The sequence below is a fragment of the Oribacterium sp. FC2011 genome, assembly GCF_000701645.1.
Classification (GTDB): domain Bacteria; phylum Bacillota; class Clostridia; order Lachnospirales; family Lachnospiraceae; genus Oribacterium.
The window spans coordinates 34,826-51,568 of sequence record NZ_JNJM01000024.1 but is presented as its reverse complement, the minus strand read 5'-3'; the positions used below and the strand labels follow the sequence as shown (position 1 = coordinate 51,568).

The window sequence follows — 16,743 nt, the reverse complement described above, 5'->3', positions numbered from 1 at the left end:
AGGGAAACGCTATTTGAGCGTTTCCCATGAATCCGACAGGATTCTGTCCTTGCATTCTATCAAAAAAGATTATCTTAGTTAGAAAAATATTGTGGGATTTCCTGTACAAAGTTACGGAAGTTCTGGTTACTGTCTGATGTATTTTCGCTCCTGTCAGCTGCCTTGTCCGGATTAGCTGTCAGGGTGATGGAGACAGTTACTTCATCGTAGTCACTTCCGTGAGGTCGCTTTACTGTAAGGTTAATGGTCTCACCGGCTGAATATCTGTTTAGAAGCTCCTGCATGTCATCCAGACTTGTGACACTCTGGTCATCAAACTTAACGATGATGTCCTTCTCCTGAAGATCTGAGTTTGCTGCGGCAGAACCTTCGACGATCTTGTAAACATATACGCCCTCTATCATGCCATAGGCTTCCGCTGTTGCTGAATCTATGGTCTTTGCCTGAATGCCAAGATAGCCTCTGTTTTCTTCTGATACCTTGGATCTGGTTTCCTTAAGGGCCAGTGTATTGATAACCTCTTTAGCCTTGTTGCTTGGGATGGAATAGCCCATACCCTCAACGTCTGTGCTTGAATATTTGGCAACATTGATACCGATGAGTTGTCCTTCCATATTGAGAAGGGCGCCGCCGGAGTTGCCGGGATTTATTGCGGCATCAGTCTGAAGAAGTCCGGATTCTGTACCTTCACTGGTTTCCACGTCTCTGTTTTTAGCGGAAATGATTCCTGTTGTAACGGACTGGCCGTATCCGAGGGCATTACCGATGGCTACTACCTGGTCTCCTACCTGAAGGGCATCGGAGTCACCAAATTCGGCTATTTCTATGGCAGAAAGGGTGTCTTTCGACATATCGGAGAGCTTTACTGCGATAACAGCCAGATCTGCCGAAGAATCTTCTCCCTTGATCTCTGCTGCTACTGACTCGCCATCCACAAACTGGACACTGAGTTCGGTTGAACCCTCTATAACATGATGGTTTGTTACAATGAGAAGCTCGGAATCGGTCTTTCCGACGATGACACCTGATCCGCTGGCAGCTGCCTCTGTCTCACCGCCGTTTCCGAATATGGAATAACCGTACTGCTTATATCTTATGGTGTTTGTTATGGACACTACCTGAGGCATGGCATCCTGCGCTATTTCGGTGACAGATTTTACTGCACCTGTGGTGGATGCTGTCCGGACGGTGGCATTGTCATCATTGCCTGAGAACAGAGCGTTACTTACAGTGTTGTTTTCCTGCCCTGCAATCATTTCACCGGCACTGTTTTTTCGGTCAAATGCATCTGATGAGGAAGCATCGGCAGCGGCCTCTGTATGAGCCTCTATAGTCTGCGAAGCTTTGGTTACCCCCACCATGGCAAGTCCTGATACAGAACCAAAAACTAAAGCACTAAGAACGATAGCTGCTACATTTTTTCCTAAGTTGTGTCTATACATAATAACCTCCGTTGTTAAGGTAAATTGATTTTGATGGTTGTATAGTAAGGAAAAAGTGTGACTTGTTTTTGTTGATTTGGTGGAGATTCTGTGACCAAAATGTCAAGAAAATGTGTCCTGCCCGGGAGTAAATGCCAAAGAACCGCAGGATTTCGGCTGATGTCGAAATCCTGCGGTTTTTTAAATGTTTTTAATATCGGCCAGGAGCAAAAGGCTCGAGATGTGCATGGCAGTAATGCCGGCGCACTGGAGCTTATCCAGGATCCTTATATCATCATCAATGAAGAGATGCGGGGTTTCCAGGCCATTGAATCTTTTTTCAAGGGTTTCTTTTACAATTGGGGCTTTGTCTGAACCTCTGGTAAAAAGGATGTTTTCCGGAGGGAACAAACCGGGATAAACCCTGTTGATGAATTTGACTTTTTGAGCATCCTGAGTATCGCAGCTGGATAAGCTTATAACAAAATTACGGTTAGGATCTGTGAAGCGGTTTATATACTGTTTCATTATTTCAGCTCCTACTGCGGTTTCATATATGTCATGCTCTTCTACAAAAGCATCAAATTCTTCATCACTGCAAACATTTATGCCGTCGGAACCGTATCCGTAGATCGCCAGCACACCGTCCACATCGAAAAAACGCACCAGATCTTTTCTTATCAAATAGTCTGTGTCAAGTCCAAGCCTGTAGTTTTCATCAAACATAATCTCACGTAAAATCCAATCATATTGGAAAGGTGATTGGATTATTCCTTTCTCCCAGGTTCTCCGGGCTATTCTAATCCGCTTCTATTCCACCGGTGACGGTTCTCGCCGGCGAGAACCGTCACCGGTGGCCTTTATCGGAATGCAAATTGCAGGATTACCGTTGCCACTGCAAATGTTACGAAGCTGTAAATCATAGTTCTTCTGGAAATATCTATAAGCTCTGCTTTATTTTTGAAAAGAGCAAATCCGAAAATCACAAAAGATGTTACAAATACAAGCATTATGCCACATAATAAGAAGCCGATAACATTAGTCACCATAGGGAATCCTCCGTGAATATCACCGTGAATTTGTTATAAGTGCTTTTGAAGCAATAATTGAAGCCGAAATCTGGTCATGATACAATAATCTGACGCAGGAAGGAAGTTTTAAAAACCCTGTGAAAGCATGGCAATCCGGAGTTTTTAAGGATTGTCCGGAACTAAACTCACACTATGACAGAGAGGTTTTACATGAATCCGGAACCTAAATTGCTGACAACATTTAACTGCCCAAAATGCAAGCTGGTAAAAAAAGAGCTTGTTTCAAGGGGCATTGCATTTATAGAGTGTCCCTCAGACAAAAAATCAGGGATAGATCTGGTTGTTAAGTACCGTGTCATGACAGCTCCCGCATTATTTATTCCGGAGGCTGAGGATGACTACAGGTATATCACTGATTTTCAGGAGATAATGGATTGGATTCATGAGCAGCAGTGATCTCCTCCGCTGTCATATGATCAAGCATCCCATAATCCATGTTGTAGGTCACAAAATCATCGTAATCATACATATCTTCAAAAATAGTCATTCGGAATTCAGGATCCTGTTCGTCCTTTTCGCCATCCTCAAGGTATTCGGCCTTAAGGATAGATATAACATATTTACGGTCTTCCGAAGGCATGTTTTTGGCAGGACTCTTTCCGCTGTCTTCGCAGGAATGGATATAACTCTGTATAACAGCGTGCAATGCATATTCCTCGTAGATGTTGGGAATAAATTCATCCTTTGATTTTACTCCCTTAAGCAGAGAGATGAATGCGGTCGCTGCATCAAGCTTTGAATAGTGATCAGGAAAATAGTATTTAATATTCTCTTGAAACTCTGAATCATCAGAATTTACCTTGAGATAGCTCTTCCCGGCTGCTGTTTCCATATATTTTATGAGTAGTGACATGATGCGGTTGTTTATGAATTCAGAGATGCAGGCATTGGCCTTCTGATCTCTTGTGAACTGTGTTGTGATCTTTAACATGGTTTTATCCTTATAATATAATTTGAAAATACGCTCACATAAAAGTATAACAAATTAACGGTACGTGCAAAAGAGTACTTTGCCCAATACAACCGGGGACTGTTCTCGCCGGCGAGAACAGTCCCCGGTGGAAGAATTTCAATGGAGAAATATATGATAAACAGAGAAGACATGCTGGAACTCACCAGAAGAATGACCCTTAGCAGAAACTGCTTTTACAGAGTGGCCGGTGCTTATATGGACCCGGAAGGTTATATCGATAATACTTTTAATGCCAACTTCCGGAACATGGGGACACACGATAAGAATGTGAATTTGGAGCTTGCCAAGACAATTCCATTTTCGAAAACAAATAAACAGTTAAGAAGCTATGAGTTTCCCAAAGGGGATATGGCTTATGATAGCATCCATAAGCTGGTTATGGCATTGTCACAGTATGGTCTGAAGGATGATCTTTTGGTGCAGACCCTCTGTGAGCAGCTGGCAGAAGCTATCCATATTCCTCAGGAGTACGGAATCTTCATCTATCACGGACTCTATGACGTACCGAGGAAGGGCTCTGACAATGAAGAGCAGGGTGAATCAGAGGAAGTATTTCAGTTTATAATCTGCGCTGTTGCGAGAATTGATAAGGACTACAATGCCGCAAAACCGGAGTTAGGCTTTCTGTTCCCGGCTTTTGAGAACAGATCAAGTGATCCGAGCCGCATAGATATTTACTGTATTGATCCGGAAAACCCGGATATGGGGTTTGTGAAGAAAATACTGGGGAAATAAACTGATGAAAACAGAAAACCATCGGGGACGGTTCTCGCCTGTGAGAACCATCCCCGATGGTTTTCTTACAAAAAGAAAAACCCTGAGATTTCTCTCAGGGCTCCCAAGGGTTGAAGCCGGGATTCGGACTCGAACCGAAGACCTACTGATTACAAATCAGTTGCTCTACCAACTGAGCTATACCGGCGCAAAACCTATTGCTCGGATATAGTATCAGATAGGTTCAGGTCTGTCAACCACAAATTTTTGTTTGACGTAATATAATCATAATGTTATTATTGATTTACAAGGAGGTGCTTGCCGATAGACGGTTAGCCCTTCGCTAAATAGTTAAGAAAAAATAACCGTTCAGTTGTCAGGCTGGGGCGGTTATTTTTTTACAATCTTATAAACAAGACCGATGATTGCTACTATCAAAATCCCAAATTGGAATAAATCAGAATAAGTAACCATAGTACCCTCCTTTCCGGAGGGGTTAACCGCCTACCGCATTGGCAAGCACATTACGGAATTGTAACATAAACAATGGAATCTGCATATAGTCTGATTTCGGACTATATGGCATCCAAGTCCTAGTCATTTACATTTCTGCAGCTTCACCCGGAAGGAAATCTGTCGCTCTGTTGGGATATCATCGAATAGGATAACGTAGGCGTTCTTATCCATATTCACATCTTTTATAGTGCCGAGACCGAAGGCTTTGTGGGCTATCCTGTCGCCGATACTGAAAAGCTCGGAATCGTCAGGCTTTCTTAAACGGGAGTTTACCAGGTTAATGTAGCTCTGGGTTTCGGATATAAGCCCTGCCCTGGGTGCTTCTGTGAAGCTGAGAAGTCCGGGATCGATATCCAGGATGAATCTTGAAGGATACCGGGGTGAACCGTCAAAGTTTTTTCCTGCGGCCTCCGAAAGATAAAGCCCCTTTTCTGCACGGGACATGGCTACAAACGCAAGTCTTCTCTCTTCTTCCATTCCTTCCAGAGTATTGGTCTTTTTTGATGGGAAAATGCCTTCCGACAGACTGCACAGAAATACATAAGGGAACTCAAGACCCTTGGCAGTGTGCACTGTCATAAGCTTTACTCTGTCTGTGGCATCGGCTTTATCCATATTTGAGAACATGGCTACATTTTTTAGATAGCCGGAAAGGTCAGTTTCCTCTCCTGCGCTGGTCTCAAATTCGAATACGGATTGCTTCAGCTCCGCCAGATTATCAAGTCTTTCCTGGGATCCTTCGGTTCTGAGCATTCGCTCATAGCCGGATTCATTCAGGATGGACCCGAGAACTTCTGAGATGGTTTTATCTTCATAAGTGGCCGCATATTTCTCGATCATGGCTATAAACCGTGCGGCCTCAGTTCCCTTAAATATCTCATCCTCAATATTCTTTACAAGTGCTTCATACAGACTGCATCCGTGCTCCTTTGTATAATCCTCCAGGAATTTCATGCGGCGAACTCCAAGGTTACGCTTTGGAACATTGGCGATACGTCTGAAGGAAAGGTCGTCCTTGAAAACAATCATCCTGAGATAACAAAGGGCGTCCTTTATCTCCATGCGGCCGAAAAACTGGACGCCGGAGTAAATGGTGTAAGGAATCTGAGATTTGAGAAAAACCTCCTCCAGAGTCCTGGTCACATAGTGAGCCCTGTAGAGGCAGGTCATATCCTTGTAATCACCCCCCATCTGATGCAGGGTTTCAATGTTTTTGACTATCCATTTGGCTTCCCCCTCCGCATTCTCAGCCAGATGGCACACAACAGGTACACCGTCCTGAAGAACCGGGACAAGATCCTTGGACATACGCTGCTTGTTTTTACTGATGAGTGAGTTGCATACCTTCAGTATCTGAGGGGTGGAGCGATAGTTCTCCAGCATCATGATGGTCTTCGTTCCCGGATAATGTTTATCAAAATCCAGCAGGTACTTAACATTGGCACCTCTCCAGGTGTAAATGGTCTGGTCGGGATCTCCAACGATAAACAGGTTCTTGTGGTAGCCGCAAAGCACCTCCATAAGCTTATACTGCAGTGGGTCAATGTCCTGGAACTCGTCTATTTCAATGTATTCAAGTCTCTTCTGCCACTTGAGGGCGATGTCGGGATTTTCCCGGAAGATATAGAGGCTGAGGATAATGAGGTCATTGTAATCCACCGCAAAGGTTTTACGCTGCTGATAGAGATAGCCGTAGAAAAGGATATCATCAACCGATTCGGCATCCATGTACTTTTGATAAAGTTTATCAATGGGGAGCTGTATCATATCGAGATAGTACTCCGGCTCAGACAGACATTTACGGATCTCAAACATGTCCCGGGCGTTTCCGTAGGTTTTATCCCGAAGTGTCAGGCCACGCTCCTCGTAAATGATCTTCAGCATCTCGTCAATGTCACCGTTATCAAGCACCATGAAGCTTTTGGGATAGCTGATGGCATGACTGTCCTCCTGGAGGATGTTGACACAGAAACCGTGGAAGGTGTTGATGTAGCCGGTGTCATTATCTCCGGTAAGCTGGTGAATACGCTGGCGCATTTCATTGGCGGCCTTATTGGTGAAGGTCACGCAAAGGATATTGCCGGGGAGGACGCCCAGATCATTTACGAGATAAGCAAATCTGTGAGTCAGCGCCCTGGTCTTTCCCGAGCCGGCGCCCGCTATAACCCGCACGAAGCCTTCGGTTGTAGTGACGGCTTCAGTCTGGGCTTCATTTAATCCTACAAGTACATCTTCCATAACTGGTAATAATCTCCGATATAAATTCCCGGGCAGGCATGGAATCCCAAGGTCTGGCCGGTTTTTGGTTCTGTCTTCTATGATCGTGGGCTCCGCATGAGCATGAGCGGGCAGGCATGGAATCCCAAGGTCTGCCCGGTCTTGGTTCTGTCTTATATGATCGTGGGTGCCATGTGTCCATGAGCTGGCAAGGATCAGCACTTATTCACTTTTAATCAGCGGTGAAATCTCGCCGTCTGACATTATGATAAGCTTTTCCGTCGCTCTGGACATGGCGGTATAGAGTCTGTGCCTGAAAAGTTCCCTGTCCGGGTATTCCCTTATGTTCACATCCGGAAGGATAACGGTATCGAACTCCAGTCCCTTGGCAAGCTTAAGTTCCATAAGGATAATGCCGCTCTTCGGGAGCTTCTCGTAATTTTTCACCACATGAGGCAGCTCTTCACCGAGATTCCTGGTCATCATGTTGATGCCCGACCGGTCCTGACAAATGATGGCTGTGAGACCCTCTGTCCGGGTGTTTTCGGCTATGACGGATTTAAGTTTTTCAACGTACTCCTCATGATTCCCGAAGGCAAGGATCTCCGGCTCGATGCCCTCTCTCTGAACAGAATTTGTCTGCACACTGATCTCCTTTGGAAGGAGCCCCGTAAACAGAGAGGTTATCTCCGGTGAAGAACGGTAGCTGGTCATCAGTGACATATGGGTGACTTCTTTTCCCTGTGAAGTAAACATCCTGCTAATGTCTTTGAACTTAGCTGTTCCGCTGTGTATGGACTGGAACTCATCCCCCAGCATCATGAAGTGGGCATTCCTGAAATACTTCGTCATGACCATAAGCTGTGCTTCCGTATAATCCTGAACCTCATCCACGATTACATAGCGGGTGTTATGGTCGCTGTAGCCGATAAGTGACATCTTGAGATAAGTAAACTCCGCAGGTGTCAGATCATCCTTACCCAGGATTTTTTTTCCGATGCCCTCGATGTCAAGCCAGCTGAGATTCTGGATTTTTTCCTGAACTCCGCCAAACTGGTTCTCATCCGGATCAAAATCGTCAAAACTGATGTTGCCGAGATCCAGCTCTTTATTCTTATTTTCGATTTTTTTAGCATTTTTCTTTGCCAGTTCCTGGAGATCTTCTATAGCTGTCTGTATGATCCAGGCTGTGGAGCTGGAGCTTCTGTACTTACGGAGAACCCCGGCGATCTGCTTTTTATCAAGAACCTTTGCGTGCTTTAGATTGATGCCATGGATAAAACGCTCGTCTATCTTAAATCCCTTAAGTCCTTCATCAATCTGTCTGAGGGAATCCGCCTCCGTGATATCCGCCTCCCCGAGACTCTTGACACCGATGGTATCCAGGAACAGTGACCAGGTCATGGTATTGGGGTTAGCCTCCCCCATTTCAGGCAGAACGTTATCGATGTACTGCTGGAAAACCGGGTTCAGGGTTATGAGACACACCTGATTCGGGCGCAGATTTTTACGTCTTCTGTAAAAAAGATAGGCTATTCTTTGAAGAAGCACAGAAGTTTTGCCGCTTCCTGCGATACCCTGAACCAGTAAAACCGGGACATCCGGGTGCCGGATGATGGCATTCTGCTCCTTCTGGATGGTTTCGGTGATGGACTGCATCTTATCCGTTCTTTTTCTTGTAAGGGAATGAATAAGCAGCGGGTCCTCCAGAGCGATCTTTGTGTCAAAGTAGGCTTTCAGAAGGTTCTGTTCAATGTCAAACTGCCTTCTGAGCTTTAAATCCACAGGGATCTTTCTGTCATCAACAGAATAGAAGGTCTCTCCCATCTCCTGATTGTAGTAAACCTCCGCTATAGGGCTTCTCCAGTCAATGACTACGGGCTCGTGATCTTCATTGGACACAGAGGTAGTGCCGATATAGTAGGACTCATCTTCGGTTTCCTCAGGGAACCGGACATTGATACGGGCAAAGTAGGGCCTTGGTAATAGCCTGTTGACCTTTGAAAGAGCTGTGCTTACAGTACGGCTGCTGATATTAAGCTCTTCTACAGCCCGGCTCATAGTCTCAAACTCTATGAGAGTTTCCTGAGCCTCTTCTATACCCACAAAGTCATACTGAAGGTCGTCACTTACAGTATTTTTCTCTTCCTGGGCCTGGTTCTGGAGATCAATGAGTTCTGCCTCCATCTGAGCCTTCATATTCGTAAGCTTGTTATAAAGCTTTGTCAAATGATTCTGTTCTTCTTTAAAAATATCGTCCTGCATTTATTTCTTTCCTGAAAAATGTATGTTGACAGTAATATATCTTTGGTTAAAAACCATATGCATAATGATGCCTGACCCGGATGGCCGGTTTGAATGTTTATACCGTGACTGCCCCCGGGAAATAACCGGAAATTCGTTCTTTGTTAAGCTTTTCTCCTATGACGATGAGGACATCCTGAGCCTCTCCTGATACAGGTTTTATTTCAATGTTATCTCCGGTGGCATTAATCTCCAGAGAAAGGTGGTCTTCACTCGTACTGTCTTCGTTCCGGGCATCCATACCGGATTCATAGGGATTATCCGTAGCAGATGTCCCGGTGTAGTTAATAAATCCCTTAATTCTGAAGATATTTCCGGCTTCCTTGTCTTCAAACAGTTTTGAAATCTTTTCCCGAAGCTCCGTCTCCGTCGACTTATAGTAAAGATAAAACAGTGACTGATAATGATCATCGTCTGAAGAAAGCTTTACATGAGAAGCATTCACGAAGCCGGCATTCTTTATGCTTTCAAAATCCTGATCTGTAAGCGACTCCCAGGGTTTTGCCAGAATATCCTTTTGATCGGTGAAGCGCCTTTTACACTTAAAATGCTCCATGGAAGCATTAAGGTAATTTACTGCATCCCGGGTTACCGTAATTATGTTAGATGTGCTGTCAAGCTTGCTGATCAAAATCTTTCCGGCTCTTGCAGCTTCTGACATAAGAAGGTAGCGTGATTCCTCAGACATGACGGTTGATGTGACCGGATCCATAACCGTGATAACGGAACCTGTCTCATACCATTCGTCCAATGGACTTTCGTAAAGTGTGTCGAAGAACTCATCCACATCGTAGATGCCGCTTGGTTCAACGATGACACGGGTGAATCCAAGCATCCGGATGCTGATGAGTTTCGTGCGGAAGCGTCTCTTGTGGGCTTCTGCCCCGTCACCTCCCACAACCATCTCAAGCTCGCAGTTGGGACCAAGCAGGTCCTTAAGCAGAACCATGTCAATGTTTATGGCGCCGTAATCATTCTCAAGAATGCAGACTCTTTCGCCGCGGTCTATCAGGTATTTCGCATATTTTTTTATAAAACTGGTTTTTCCGGAACCAAGGAATCCGGTTATCAGGTCAATCTTTAGCATGGTGATGTTTTAGCTAAGTATCAATATGAATTCTCAGGGTGATCATTTCCTGTCAATAGTTATCAAAGCAGCAGGAATCCGGTTCAGTCGAGTTCCTTTCGGAGTTTTCTTATGGCTCTCTGTTCTCTCTGCCTTATGGCTTCAATGGAGACATTGGAAAGTGCTGCAATTTCCTTTAAAGTGTGCTGTTTTCCGTCATAAAGACCGTATCTCAGTACCAAAGTGTCACGTTCGTCATCGGAAAGTGTATTCAGGGACTGGTATAGTTCCTGATGGAGCTCATGCTCCATAACGATCTCTTCGACATTATCCGGTGAAATGGTCATATCACCAAGCTCAGAGGTTTCGTCGTCCTCTTTTCCGACTTTTTTGTTAAGAGAGGTTGCCCCCAGGACCACGTTGTTAAGTCTGAGACATTTGCGAACCTCTTCTTCGGAAAAACCGGAGTCTTCCATGATGGCATGGATCATGTCATCACCCAGAAGATGCTCAAGATCACGTTTCCTGAGGATGCTCTGAACCTTGAAGATGCGTTCCAGCTGATGGTTTGAAAGACGGATGCCGAAGCCGGCATTGTAGATTTCTTTTACAATGCTGTCGCGGATCCAGTAAACCGCATAGGTTGAAAACTTTGCTCCGTAGGAATGGTCATAGCTTTGAGAAGCTTTTATAAGACCTATCTTTCCTACACTTTCCAGATCTTCATGGCTAAGTGTATGGTTGGACAGATTCACGTAGTTACGGACTATCTGCAGGATGAGTCCTTTATTTTTCTCACAAAGTTCTGCTTCCGCATTTTTTTTATCAAGATTTTTCTGAATGCGTTCCACAAGCTTTAAGTTTTCGTTTTCCAATGCCTGATAGTCCAGGGTTTCCTTGTCCAAATAACACCTCCGGATTTGTAAAGGTAATTTATTTATTTTAGCATTTATAAACTAGCGTGTGAAGAGCCGGAGGGCATCCCTTTAAACGCGGAGCGTTTGATTAACGCGTTTAAAGGGATGCCCTCCGGCTCTTTTTATCATTTACGTCTTGCGCTGAGGTCAATTACGTTTGAGGAATCTGCCTGAGGTTTTGGGGCAGTCTTTATACTTGCGGTTGGAGCATCTGCCTTCGCAGCAGGCTGACCGTTAGGAGCCTGAGCTCCGGGGCGGCGCTCGATGACCATGCCAGCACCCTGAGGGTTGATGACCATACCGTTGTAGTTTGCTATAAATCTGTTAATGCCCTTAAAGTCAGCACGGATAGGCTTGAAAGTCGATTTGCCAAACTCCTTTGAGTACTCGAAGATATCTGTGTATACAGGAAGCATGTTCTTTCCGTTTATCTGAACTACAGGCAGTTGTATACGGCGGTTTTTCTTCTGTGCTTCGGCAGCTGCAGTATCGGCATCCTCTGTAGACTGCTGAGCGGCAGCTGTATTTTCAGGAACATCAGCCGGCTTTGCAGTGCTTTCACTTTCACTCATGTCTGGAGCTTCCTCAGAAGCTTCATCTATTGAACGAAGAGGAACTATGAAATTTGACTTAGGAACCAGCTGCATGATGCGGTTAAACTTGGCCTTAAGTATATCCTGGCGCTTTCCATAGTTGACAGGCCACTTAACTTCAGCCACATAATCAATAAGGGCAAAGCTGAGAGCCGGGTTGTATGGAGGGATCTTTTCGGGATCTTCGTTAATGTAGAAGGGCGCTGAAATCTCACTTCTGCGGAGGAATCCCTTGTACCATCCGTTATCAACGATGACATTCTCAAAGCCGAGGAAGTACATGAAGTCAAATATCTTGAGCTGTTCTTTTCCCTCGATTAATTCAGTTTTTGCTGACATTCCGGGAACTGCGATCACTCGTGTCTTACGGAGCTGATCATCGTAAAGCTTTGCTGCAATGTTTGCGTGCTCCTCATTGAGGTACATCTGAACGTAGCCTCCGTCCAGAAGAGGGTAGCCGGTTCTGGCATCATAAATTATGTAAAGCTTTTCTGCGGCACGAACCATATTAAGGAACTGGTTACGGATCTTCTGATGATTCTGCTCATAATTCTCAAGAGCTTTCATTCTGTTGGCGGTAACCATGGCTACTTCCAGGAAAAGGATTTCCTGGAGGCTCAGATCCTTGAGCATCTCAGGCTTGAGCTCCGGCTCATATATAAGCTTTCCTATCTCATCCTTACGTTCTTTTGTGAGAGGATCATCGATCTGAACTGTTGCCCTGGGCTTTTCCTGTGGTGCAGCCTGTTCATCAGCTGTTGTATTCTCAGCCTCTTCAGTCTCTAAAGAAGCATTCTCTCCACCGTTCACAACTGTAAGATGAGGTTTTTCTTCAGGCTTCCGAACAAAAAGGTTTAATGGCATGAGCTCCGGCCATGTAAAATCCTTGTGTTCTTCTTCCTGTCTCTGAACAGCCTGATCATGCTGTTCCTGTTTCTGTTCTTCTATCTTCTGCTCGGCCAAAACCTTTTTCTTATTTCCGTTTAAAAAGTCAAATAATGCCATTTCATATGCTCCTGTAGATTTATTTTGCGGATTCCGTGCTCTATCTCATAAGGTAACAGAACTTCATCCAACATCTGTACTCTGTGAATCAGATTTACATATTTTCTAAAGTTTCCCTTTGTTATCCACCAGCGCTGTTGTTCTCTTTTGCCTTCGCTTCTGCCAAGCCGGATGTATTCAAGCTGCAGTTGCCCTGCCTGTCTTAACAAAGATTCATGTTCAAGCTTTTTTTTGGTATATAAATCTCCGGTCATCCTTAACCTCACTCACATGAGACAATATTATAACAAAAAAGCCGAAAGCTTGCATTAAGATAATGCAGACTTTCGGTATAAAAGAATTTGTCGCAGCATAAGGATACACTGAAAAAAAGGTTCGCTTCGGCTCCTTTATGGTTAAATCAAATTCAGTTCTTTCATGGCATATGCCACGCCGTCCTCTTCCACGTTTTTTGTGATGAAGGGGTCGAAGGCTTCAAGCTCCTTTGCGTGAACGCCCATGGCGATATTGTTGCCGCAGGCCTTAAACATCTCGATATCATTGGTGCTGTCACCGAAGCTGTAGGCATCCTCAGGGGTGAGGCCAAGGTACTTTAACATACGGTCAACGGCATTACCCTTTCCGTGACCCTTTGGAACCATTTCGTAAAAGCCTTTGCCACGGTCAATGATATGGAAAAGTCCGGCAAATTCCTGACGGAAGCCCTCCATATCGGATGCTTTGTGACTTGCGAAATCAGGACCCTTTCCGTTTCCCTGACCGTCGTCAGTCTGGATACAGAACTTTGAGATCTCATAGTCACCGTCAAAGGGTGTGGGATCCAGGGCATCATCACCGGACAGTGCGTTGTAAAACCTGTCGTAGTGAGCCTTAAAACTCGGGTGATCCTTTAGCAGGGACTCTGAGGGGTTGCTGTGCCAGCCGGCTCTGCCCTCCAGTAAAACCAGGATGCCGTATTTATCGGAGGCCTCAATAACACGGGCCTTCACATCCTTTGATACTTTGTAATAGTAAACAGAGGCACCTTCATATATGAGTTCAGTGCCGCAGCCGCACAGGAATCCGTCCACTTCCACCAGCTTCTGCACAGCTTTCAGCATACCGATGGTGCGTCCGGAATTAATAAAAACTTTGTTTCCAAGTTCCCTTGTTTGTTTAATGGCAGTAAGGGCGCTTTCCGGTATACTTCTTGTCTTTTCATCCAGTAAAGTGCCGTCTACATCAAAGAATAATGCTTTCATAATAAAAAAATCCTGTCTTAAAGATAAATGTTTTGAAGTGCAATAAAAAACGCTCTTGCTCCTCAGATTATAAGGAACAAAGGCGAAATAATAAAGAACAAAGATAAAAATATAGTAGCTGTGGATGCCAAACTCGTCTGCCACCCACAGCCATTGCGCAGCGCCCACACATTCCTACACGCAAAGGCCTGCTTTAAACACATAATGATAACTACGATAAAGTTTCTTCGCGGTTTTACAGTACACAAAAGTCCGACAAGTAAGATAAAGGGAGGACAAACTTGACGGACTCTTGTATTTCGAACTGATGCCATTGGATTGGTCACATCAATTACTGTTTTAAATCTATGACGCTATTGTATCAGAGGGTTAATCACAAAAGTGTCACAAATGTAAAGAATTTTGCGTTTTATTTAAAAAACTTACAAAATTTTTACTTTATGTTAAATATATCGACAGATAAGCTCCGAATATTACCCCCTAAAGCGAAAAAATTCAAAAAAATTTCGAGATCCACCAGTGACGGTTCTCGCCGGCGAGAACCGTCACTGGTGGATCAAAATACAAGAAGGAGGGGATTTCCCCTCCTTCCCGGTTTACAGCACTGTCAAAGTGAGAACTTATTAACTTCGTCGTTAAGAACATTAGCCTGTCTGGTAAGCTCCTGGCTGGCTGCGGCACTTTCCTCAGCGGTAGCAGCATTGGTCTGAACAACGCTGGAAATCTGATCGATGCCCTGCTTGATATCATTGAGAGACTGCTGCTGATGGTCTGTTGCCCTGGTGATCTCGGCAATAAGCTGAACAGCCTTCTCGGTTGATTCCTGAGTACTCTTGAGATACTCTGCGGTCTGGATGGTGAGCTTGTCACCGGTCTGAACTGCAGCGATAGTCTCGGTAATGAGGTTGGAGGTATCAAGTGCAGCAGTTGATGACTTACCGGCAAGGTTACGAACCTCGTCAGCAACAACCGCGAAGCCTTTACCTGCGGCACCTGCTCTTGCTGCCTCTACCGCAGCATTAAGTGCAAGGATATTGGTCTGGAAGGCGATATCATCGATGGTCTTGATGATGGTTGAAATACGCTGAGACTTATCAGTGATATCTTCCATTGCCTTACGAAGATCAATCATCTGGGTGTTACTTGTATTGATCTGCTCTTCTGCACTGTGGATCTGACCCTGAGCAGTGCGGGCATTTTCTGCCATGCGGATAGTCTCATCATTGATCTGATTGATCTCGGCTGACAGCTCTTCAATCGAACTTGCCTGTTCTGTAGCACCCTGGGCAAGACCCTGAGCACCGTCGGAGATCTGAACTGCTCCACTGTCCACAAGCTTTGCAGAATCCATGATAGATCCGATAATGCTTCTAAGCTGTGTAACCAGCTTATCCATGTTGACCTTGAGCTTGGCAAACTGACCGACATATTCGCGCTTTAATTCAACATTAAGATTGCCTTCGGAGACTTCTGAAAGGGCTCCGGAGATTTCATCGATATAACCCTGATAATTCTTGAGCTGTTCTGTTGTCTTGCTGAAAGCAACGGCAAGCTGACCGATTTCGTTCTGAGACTCTGTAGGAAGGTCAACATCGAAGTCGCCCTCGGAAATCTTGACTGCCGCAGTTGTAACCTTACGAAGAGGAACAGTGATAACTGTGCTTATAACTGTCAGAAGTACAAAGATGATGACAGCTATGATGATAACCATGATAATGATGCAGACTCTCTGGAATGCTCTGAGGGATGCAAGAACATCTGCCTCAGGCACTGCCGAATAGAGAACCCAGTTTGTATTTGGAACTTCGGAAGCTGCTACGTAGTAAACGCTCTTACCGTTCTTAAGCGAAATCGGCTGATCCGGCTTAACCTTTTCTACTGCCTGTGCAAGAAGAGCATCTCCGGATTCCGAAACAAGCTTACCGTTAACAGAAGGATCCGGATTTCCAAGGATCATACCGTCAGCAACGATTGCAGATATACCGGTCTGCATAGGCTTCATTGCTGCAGTTTCAGATGCAAGCTCGTCAAGGAAAATGTCTATTCCGGCAACACCGGTTTCACCGCTCTTTAAGTTCATCTTTCTTATGAAGGATACACAGAGAGCGTTGGTCATGGCATCAACGTAAGGTGCCGTAATGGTGAAGCTTGTCATATTCTGATTGAGGGCATCCTGATACCATCCTCTGGATCTGGGATCGTAATCAGCCGGAACCTCTGTATAATCAGCATAGAACATACCACCGTCTTCAAATCCGGTGTAGATTCCCTGATTCTTGAGGTCACCCATATTGTTCGAGCTGCTCATGAAATCCTGATATTCTTTCTTATTTGCGAAATCTGTGGATTCTGCAGATTTGGCGAAGGCTTCACCTCTTGCAACAACATTCTGCACTCTCGCACCAAATTTCTCAGCATTGTAATCTGATTCTGCCTGGAGCACATTTGCCGAGAGTGATTTTATCTGGTTTTCTGCCTGCCCGCTCAGAAAAAGGATGATAAATACGATACTCACTACGATGATGGGGACAAGGATAAGAAGAAGTGTTGTGCTTATGCGCCTCTTTGGTCCCTGACCGGGGTCTCTCTGAAATTTTTCTGTAAATGCCTTCATGTTACTCTCCAATTCATAAAAATTTTGCCAAATAATTACACGTTCATTTGTAGACTAGAGATAACTTCGGC

15 protein-coding genes and 1 tRNA gene are annotated in these 16,743 nt (G+C 44.8%); 2 read left to right on the top strand and 14 right to left on the bottom strand.

Going from position 1 to position 16,743, the window contains the following annotated elements; all coding sequences use genetic code 11:
- Positions 1–74: 74 nt before the first annotated feature.
- The 3 genes from T357_RS0115540 to T357_RS0115530 all read right to left on the bottom strand — a co-directional run bounded on the left by T357_RS0115540 (position 75) and on the right by T357_RS0115530 (position 2,470).
- Positions 75–1,442, bottom strand: coding sequence for a S1C family serine protease (locus T357_RS0115540; RefSeq protein WP_081828207.1), 1,368 nt, complete (start codon positions 1,440–1,442; stop codon positions 75–77).
- A gap of 180 nt (positions 1,443–1,622) precedes the next feature.
- Positions 1,623–2,147 carry a hypothetical protein gene (locus tag T357_RS0115535; RefSeq protein ID WP_031554641.1) on the bottom strand — a complete coding sequence of 175 codons (525 nt, stop codon included), beginning with the start codon at positions 2,145–2,147 and terminating at the stop codon, positions 1,623–1,625.
- 134 nt (positions 2,148–2,281) lie between these two features.
- Positions 2,282–2,470 carry a hypothetical protein gene (locus T357_RS0115530; RefSeq protein ID WP_031554638.1) on the bottom strand — a complete coding sequence of 63 codons (189 nt, stop codon included), beginning with the start codon at positions 2,468–2,470 and terminating at the stop codon, positions 2,282–2,284.
- A 192-nt stretch (positions 2,471–2,662) separates the two neighbouring features.
- Between T357_RS0115530 and T357_RS0115525 the strand changes: the two genes are divergently transcribed.
- The gene (locus T357_RS0115525) at positions 2,663–2,908 is read left to right on the top strand and encodes a thioredoxin domain-containing protein (RefSeq protein WP_031554636.1); all 246 of its coding nucleotides are present in this window, start codon (positions 2,663–2,665) and stop codon (positions 2,906–2,908) included.
- Here T357_RS0115525 and T357_RS0115520 read toward each other — a convergent pair.
- Positions 2,862–3,443 carry a hypothetical protein gene (locus tag T357_RS0115520; RefSeq protein WP_031554635.1) on the bottom strand — a complete coding sequence of 194 codons (582 nt, stop codon included), beginning with the start codon at positions 3,441–3,443 and terminating at the stop codon, positions 2,862–2,864. The two genes, T357_RS0115525 and T357_RS0115520, sit on opposite strands and share 47 nt — an antisense overlap.
- Positions 3,444–3,596: 153 nt before the next feature.
- Here T357_RS0115520 and T357_RS0115515 point away from each other — a divergent pair, with 153 nt between their 5' ends.
- The gene (locus tag T357_RS0115515) at positions 3,597–4,220 is read left to right on the top strand and encodes a DUF4317 family protein (RefSeq protein WP_031554633.1); all 624 of its coding nucleotides are present in this window, start codon (positions 3,597–3,599) and stop codon (positions 4,218–4,220) included.
- A gap of 114 nt (positions 4,221–4,334) precedes the next feature.
- Here T357_RS0115515 and T357_RS0115510 read toward each other — a convergent pair.
- The 10 genes from T357_RS0115510 to T357_RS0115465 form a co-directional block, all read right to left on the bottom strand.
- Positions 4,335–4,407, bottom strand: a tRNA-Thr gene (locus T357_RS0115510).
- 182 nt (positions 4,408–4,589) lie between these two features.
- On the bottom strand, positions 4,590–4,673 hold the full coding sequence (locus T357_RS22235) for a putative holin-like toxin (protein WP_242826581.1): 84 nt from the start codon (positions 4,671–4,673) through the stop codon (positions 4,590–4,592).
- Between the two features lie 123 nt (positions 4,674–4,796).
- Positions 4,797–6,953, bottom strand: a complete 2,157-nt coding sequence (locus T357_RS0115500; protein ID WP_031554631.1) for an ATP-dependent helicase — start codon at positions 6,951–6,953, stop codon at positions 4,797–4,799.
- Between the two features lie 201 nt (positions 6,954–7,154).
- The gene (locus tag T357_RS0115495) at positions 7,155–9,197 is read right to left on the bottom strand and encodes a HelD family protein (protein ID WP_031554628.1); all 2,043 of its coding nucleotides are present in this window, start codon (positions 9,195–9,197) and stop codon (positions 7,155–7,157) included.
- 97 nt (positions 9,198–9,294) lie between these two features.
- The gene (locus T357_RS0115490; protein ID WP_031554625.1) at positions 9,295–10,323 is read right to left on the bottom strand and encodes a GTP-binding protein; all 1,029 of its coding nucleotides are present in this window, start codon (positions 10,321–10,323) and stop codon (positions 9,295–9,297) included.
- 83 nt (positions 10,324–10,406) lie between these two features.
- Positions 10,407–11,207 (bottom strand): sigma-70 family RNA polymerase sigma factor, encoded by an 801-nt coding sequence (locus T357_RS0115485; protein WP_031554623.1) that lies wholly within the window; start codon positions 11,205–11,207, stop codon positions 10,407–10,409.
- Positions 11,208–11,344: 137 nt separating this feature from the next.
- Positions 11,345–12,817 (bottom strand): SseB family protein, encoded by a 1,473-nt coding sequence (locus T357_RS0115480; RefSeq protein WP_031554621.1) that lies wholly within the window; start codon positions 12,815–12,817, stop codon positions 11,345–11,347.
- Positions 12,796–13,071 (bottom strand): hypothetical protein, encoded by a 276-nt coding sequence (locus T357_RS0115475; protein WP_031554619.1) that lies wholly within the window; start codon positions 13,069–13,071, stop codon positions 12,796–12,798. Before T357_RS0115475 ends, T357_RS0115480 begins: the two co-directional genes overlap by 22 nt.
- A 141-nt stretch (positions 13,072–13,212) precedes the next feature.
- On the bottom strand, positions 13,213–14,058 hold the full coding sequence (locus T357_RS0115470) for an HAD-IIB family hydrolase (RefSeq protein ID WP_031554617.1): 846 nt from the start codon (positions 14,056–14,058) through the stop codon (positions 13,213–13,215).
- A gap of 607 nt (positions 14,059–14,665) precedes the next feature.
- Entirely contained in the window at positions 14,666–16,672 is a 2,007-nt protein-coding gene (locus T357_RS0115465) for a methyl-accepting chemotaxis protein (RefSeq protein WP_049962486.1), read from the bottom strand.
- Positions 16,673–16,743 lie beyond the last annotated feature (71 nt).

Bases quoted from the DNA above. Each gene is read 5' to 3' on its own strand.
- T357_RS0115540 (WP_081828207.1), bottom strand. From the start codon at position 1,442: ATGTATAGACACAACTTAGGAAAAAATGTAGCAGCTATCGTTCTTAGT.
- T357_RS0115535 (WP_031554641.1), bottom strand. From the start codon at position 2,147: ATGTTTGATGAAAACTACAGGCTTGGACTTGACACAGACTATTTGATA.
- T357_RS0115530 (WP_031554638.1), bottom strand. From the start codon at position 2,470: ATGGTGACTAATGTTATCGGCTTCTTATTATGTGGCATAATGCTTGTA.
- T357_RS0115525 (WP_031554636.1), top strand. From the start codon at position 2,663: ATGAATCCGGAACCTAAATTGCTGACAACATTTAACTGCCCAAAATGC.
- T357_RS0115520 (WP_031554635.1), bottom strand. From the start codon at position 3,443: ATGTTAAAGATCACAACACAGTTCACAAGAGATCAGAAGGCCAATGCC.
- T357_RS0115515 (WP_031554633.1), top strand. From the start codon at position 3,597: ATGATAAACAGAGAAGACATGCTGGAACTCACCAGAAGAATGACCCTT.
- T357_RS22235 (WP_242826581.1), bottom strand. From the start codon at position 4,673: ATGGTTACTTATTCTGATTTATTCCAATTTGGGATTTTGATAGTAGCA.
- T357_RS0115500 (WP_031554631.1), bottom strand. From the start codon at position 6,953: ATGGAAGATGTACTTGTAGGATTAAATGAAGCCCAGACTGAAGCCGTC.
- T357_RS0115495 (WP_031554628.1), bottom strand. From the start codon at position 9,197: ATGCAGGACGATATTTTTAAAGAAGAACAGAATCATTTGACAAAGCTT.
- T357_RS0115490 (WP_031554625.1), bottom strand. From the start codon at position 10,323: ATGCTAAAGATTGACCTGATAACCGGATTCCTTGGTTCCGGAAAAACC.
- T357_RS0115480 (WP_031554621.1), bottom strand. From the start codon at position 12,817: ATGGCATTATTTGACTTTTTAAACGGAAATAAGAAAAAGGTTTTGGCC.
- T357_RS0115475 (WP_031554619.1), bottom strand. From the start codon at position 13,071: ATGACCGGAGATTTATATACCAAAAAAAAGCTTGAACATGAATCTTTG.
- T357_RS0115470 (WP_031554617.1), bottom strand. From the start codon at position 14,058: ATGAAAGCATTATTCTTTGATGTAGACGGCACTTTACTGGATGAAAAG.
- T357_RS0115465 (WP_049962486.1), bottom strand. From the start codon at position 16,672: ATGAAGGCATTTACAGAAAAATTTCAGAGAGACCCCGGTCAGGGACCA.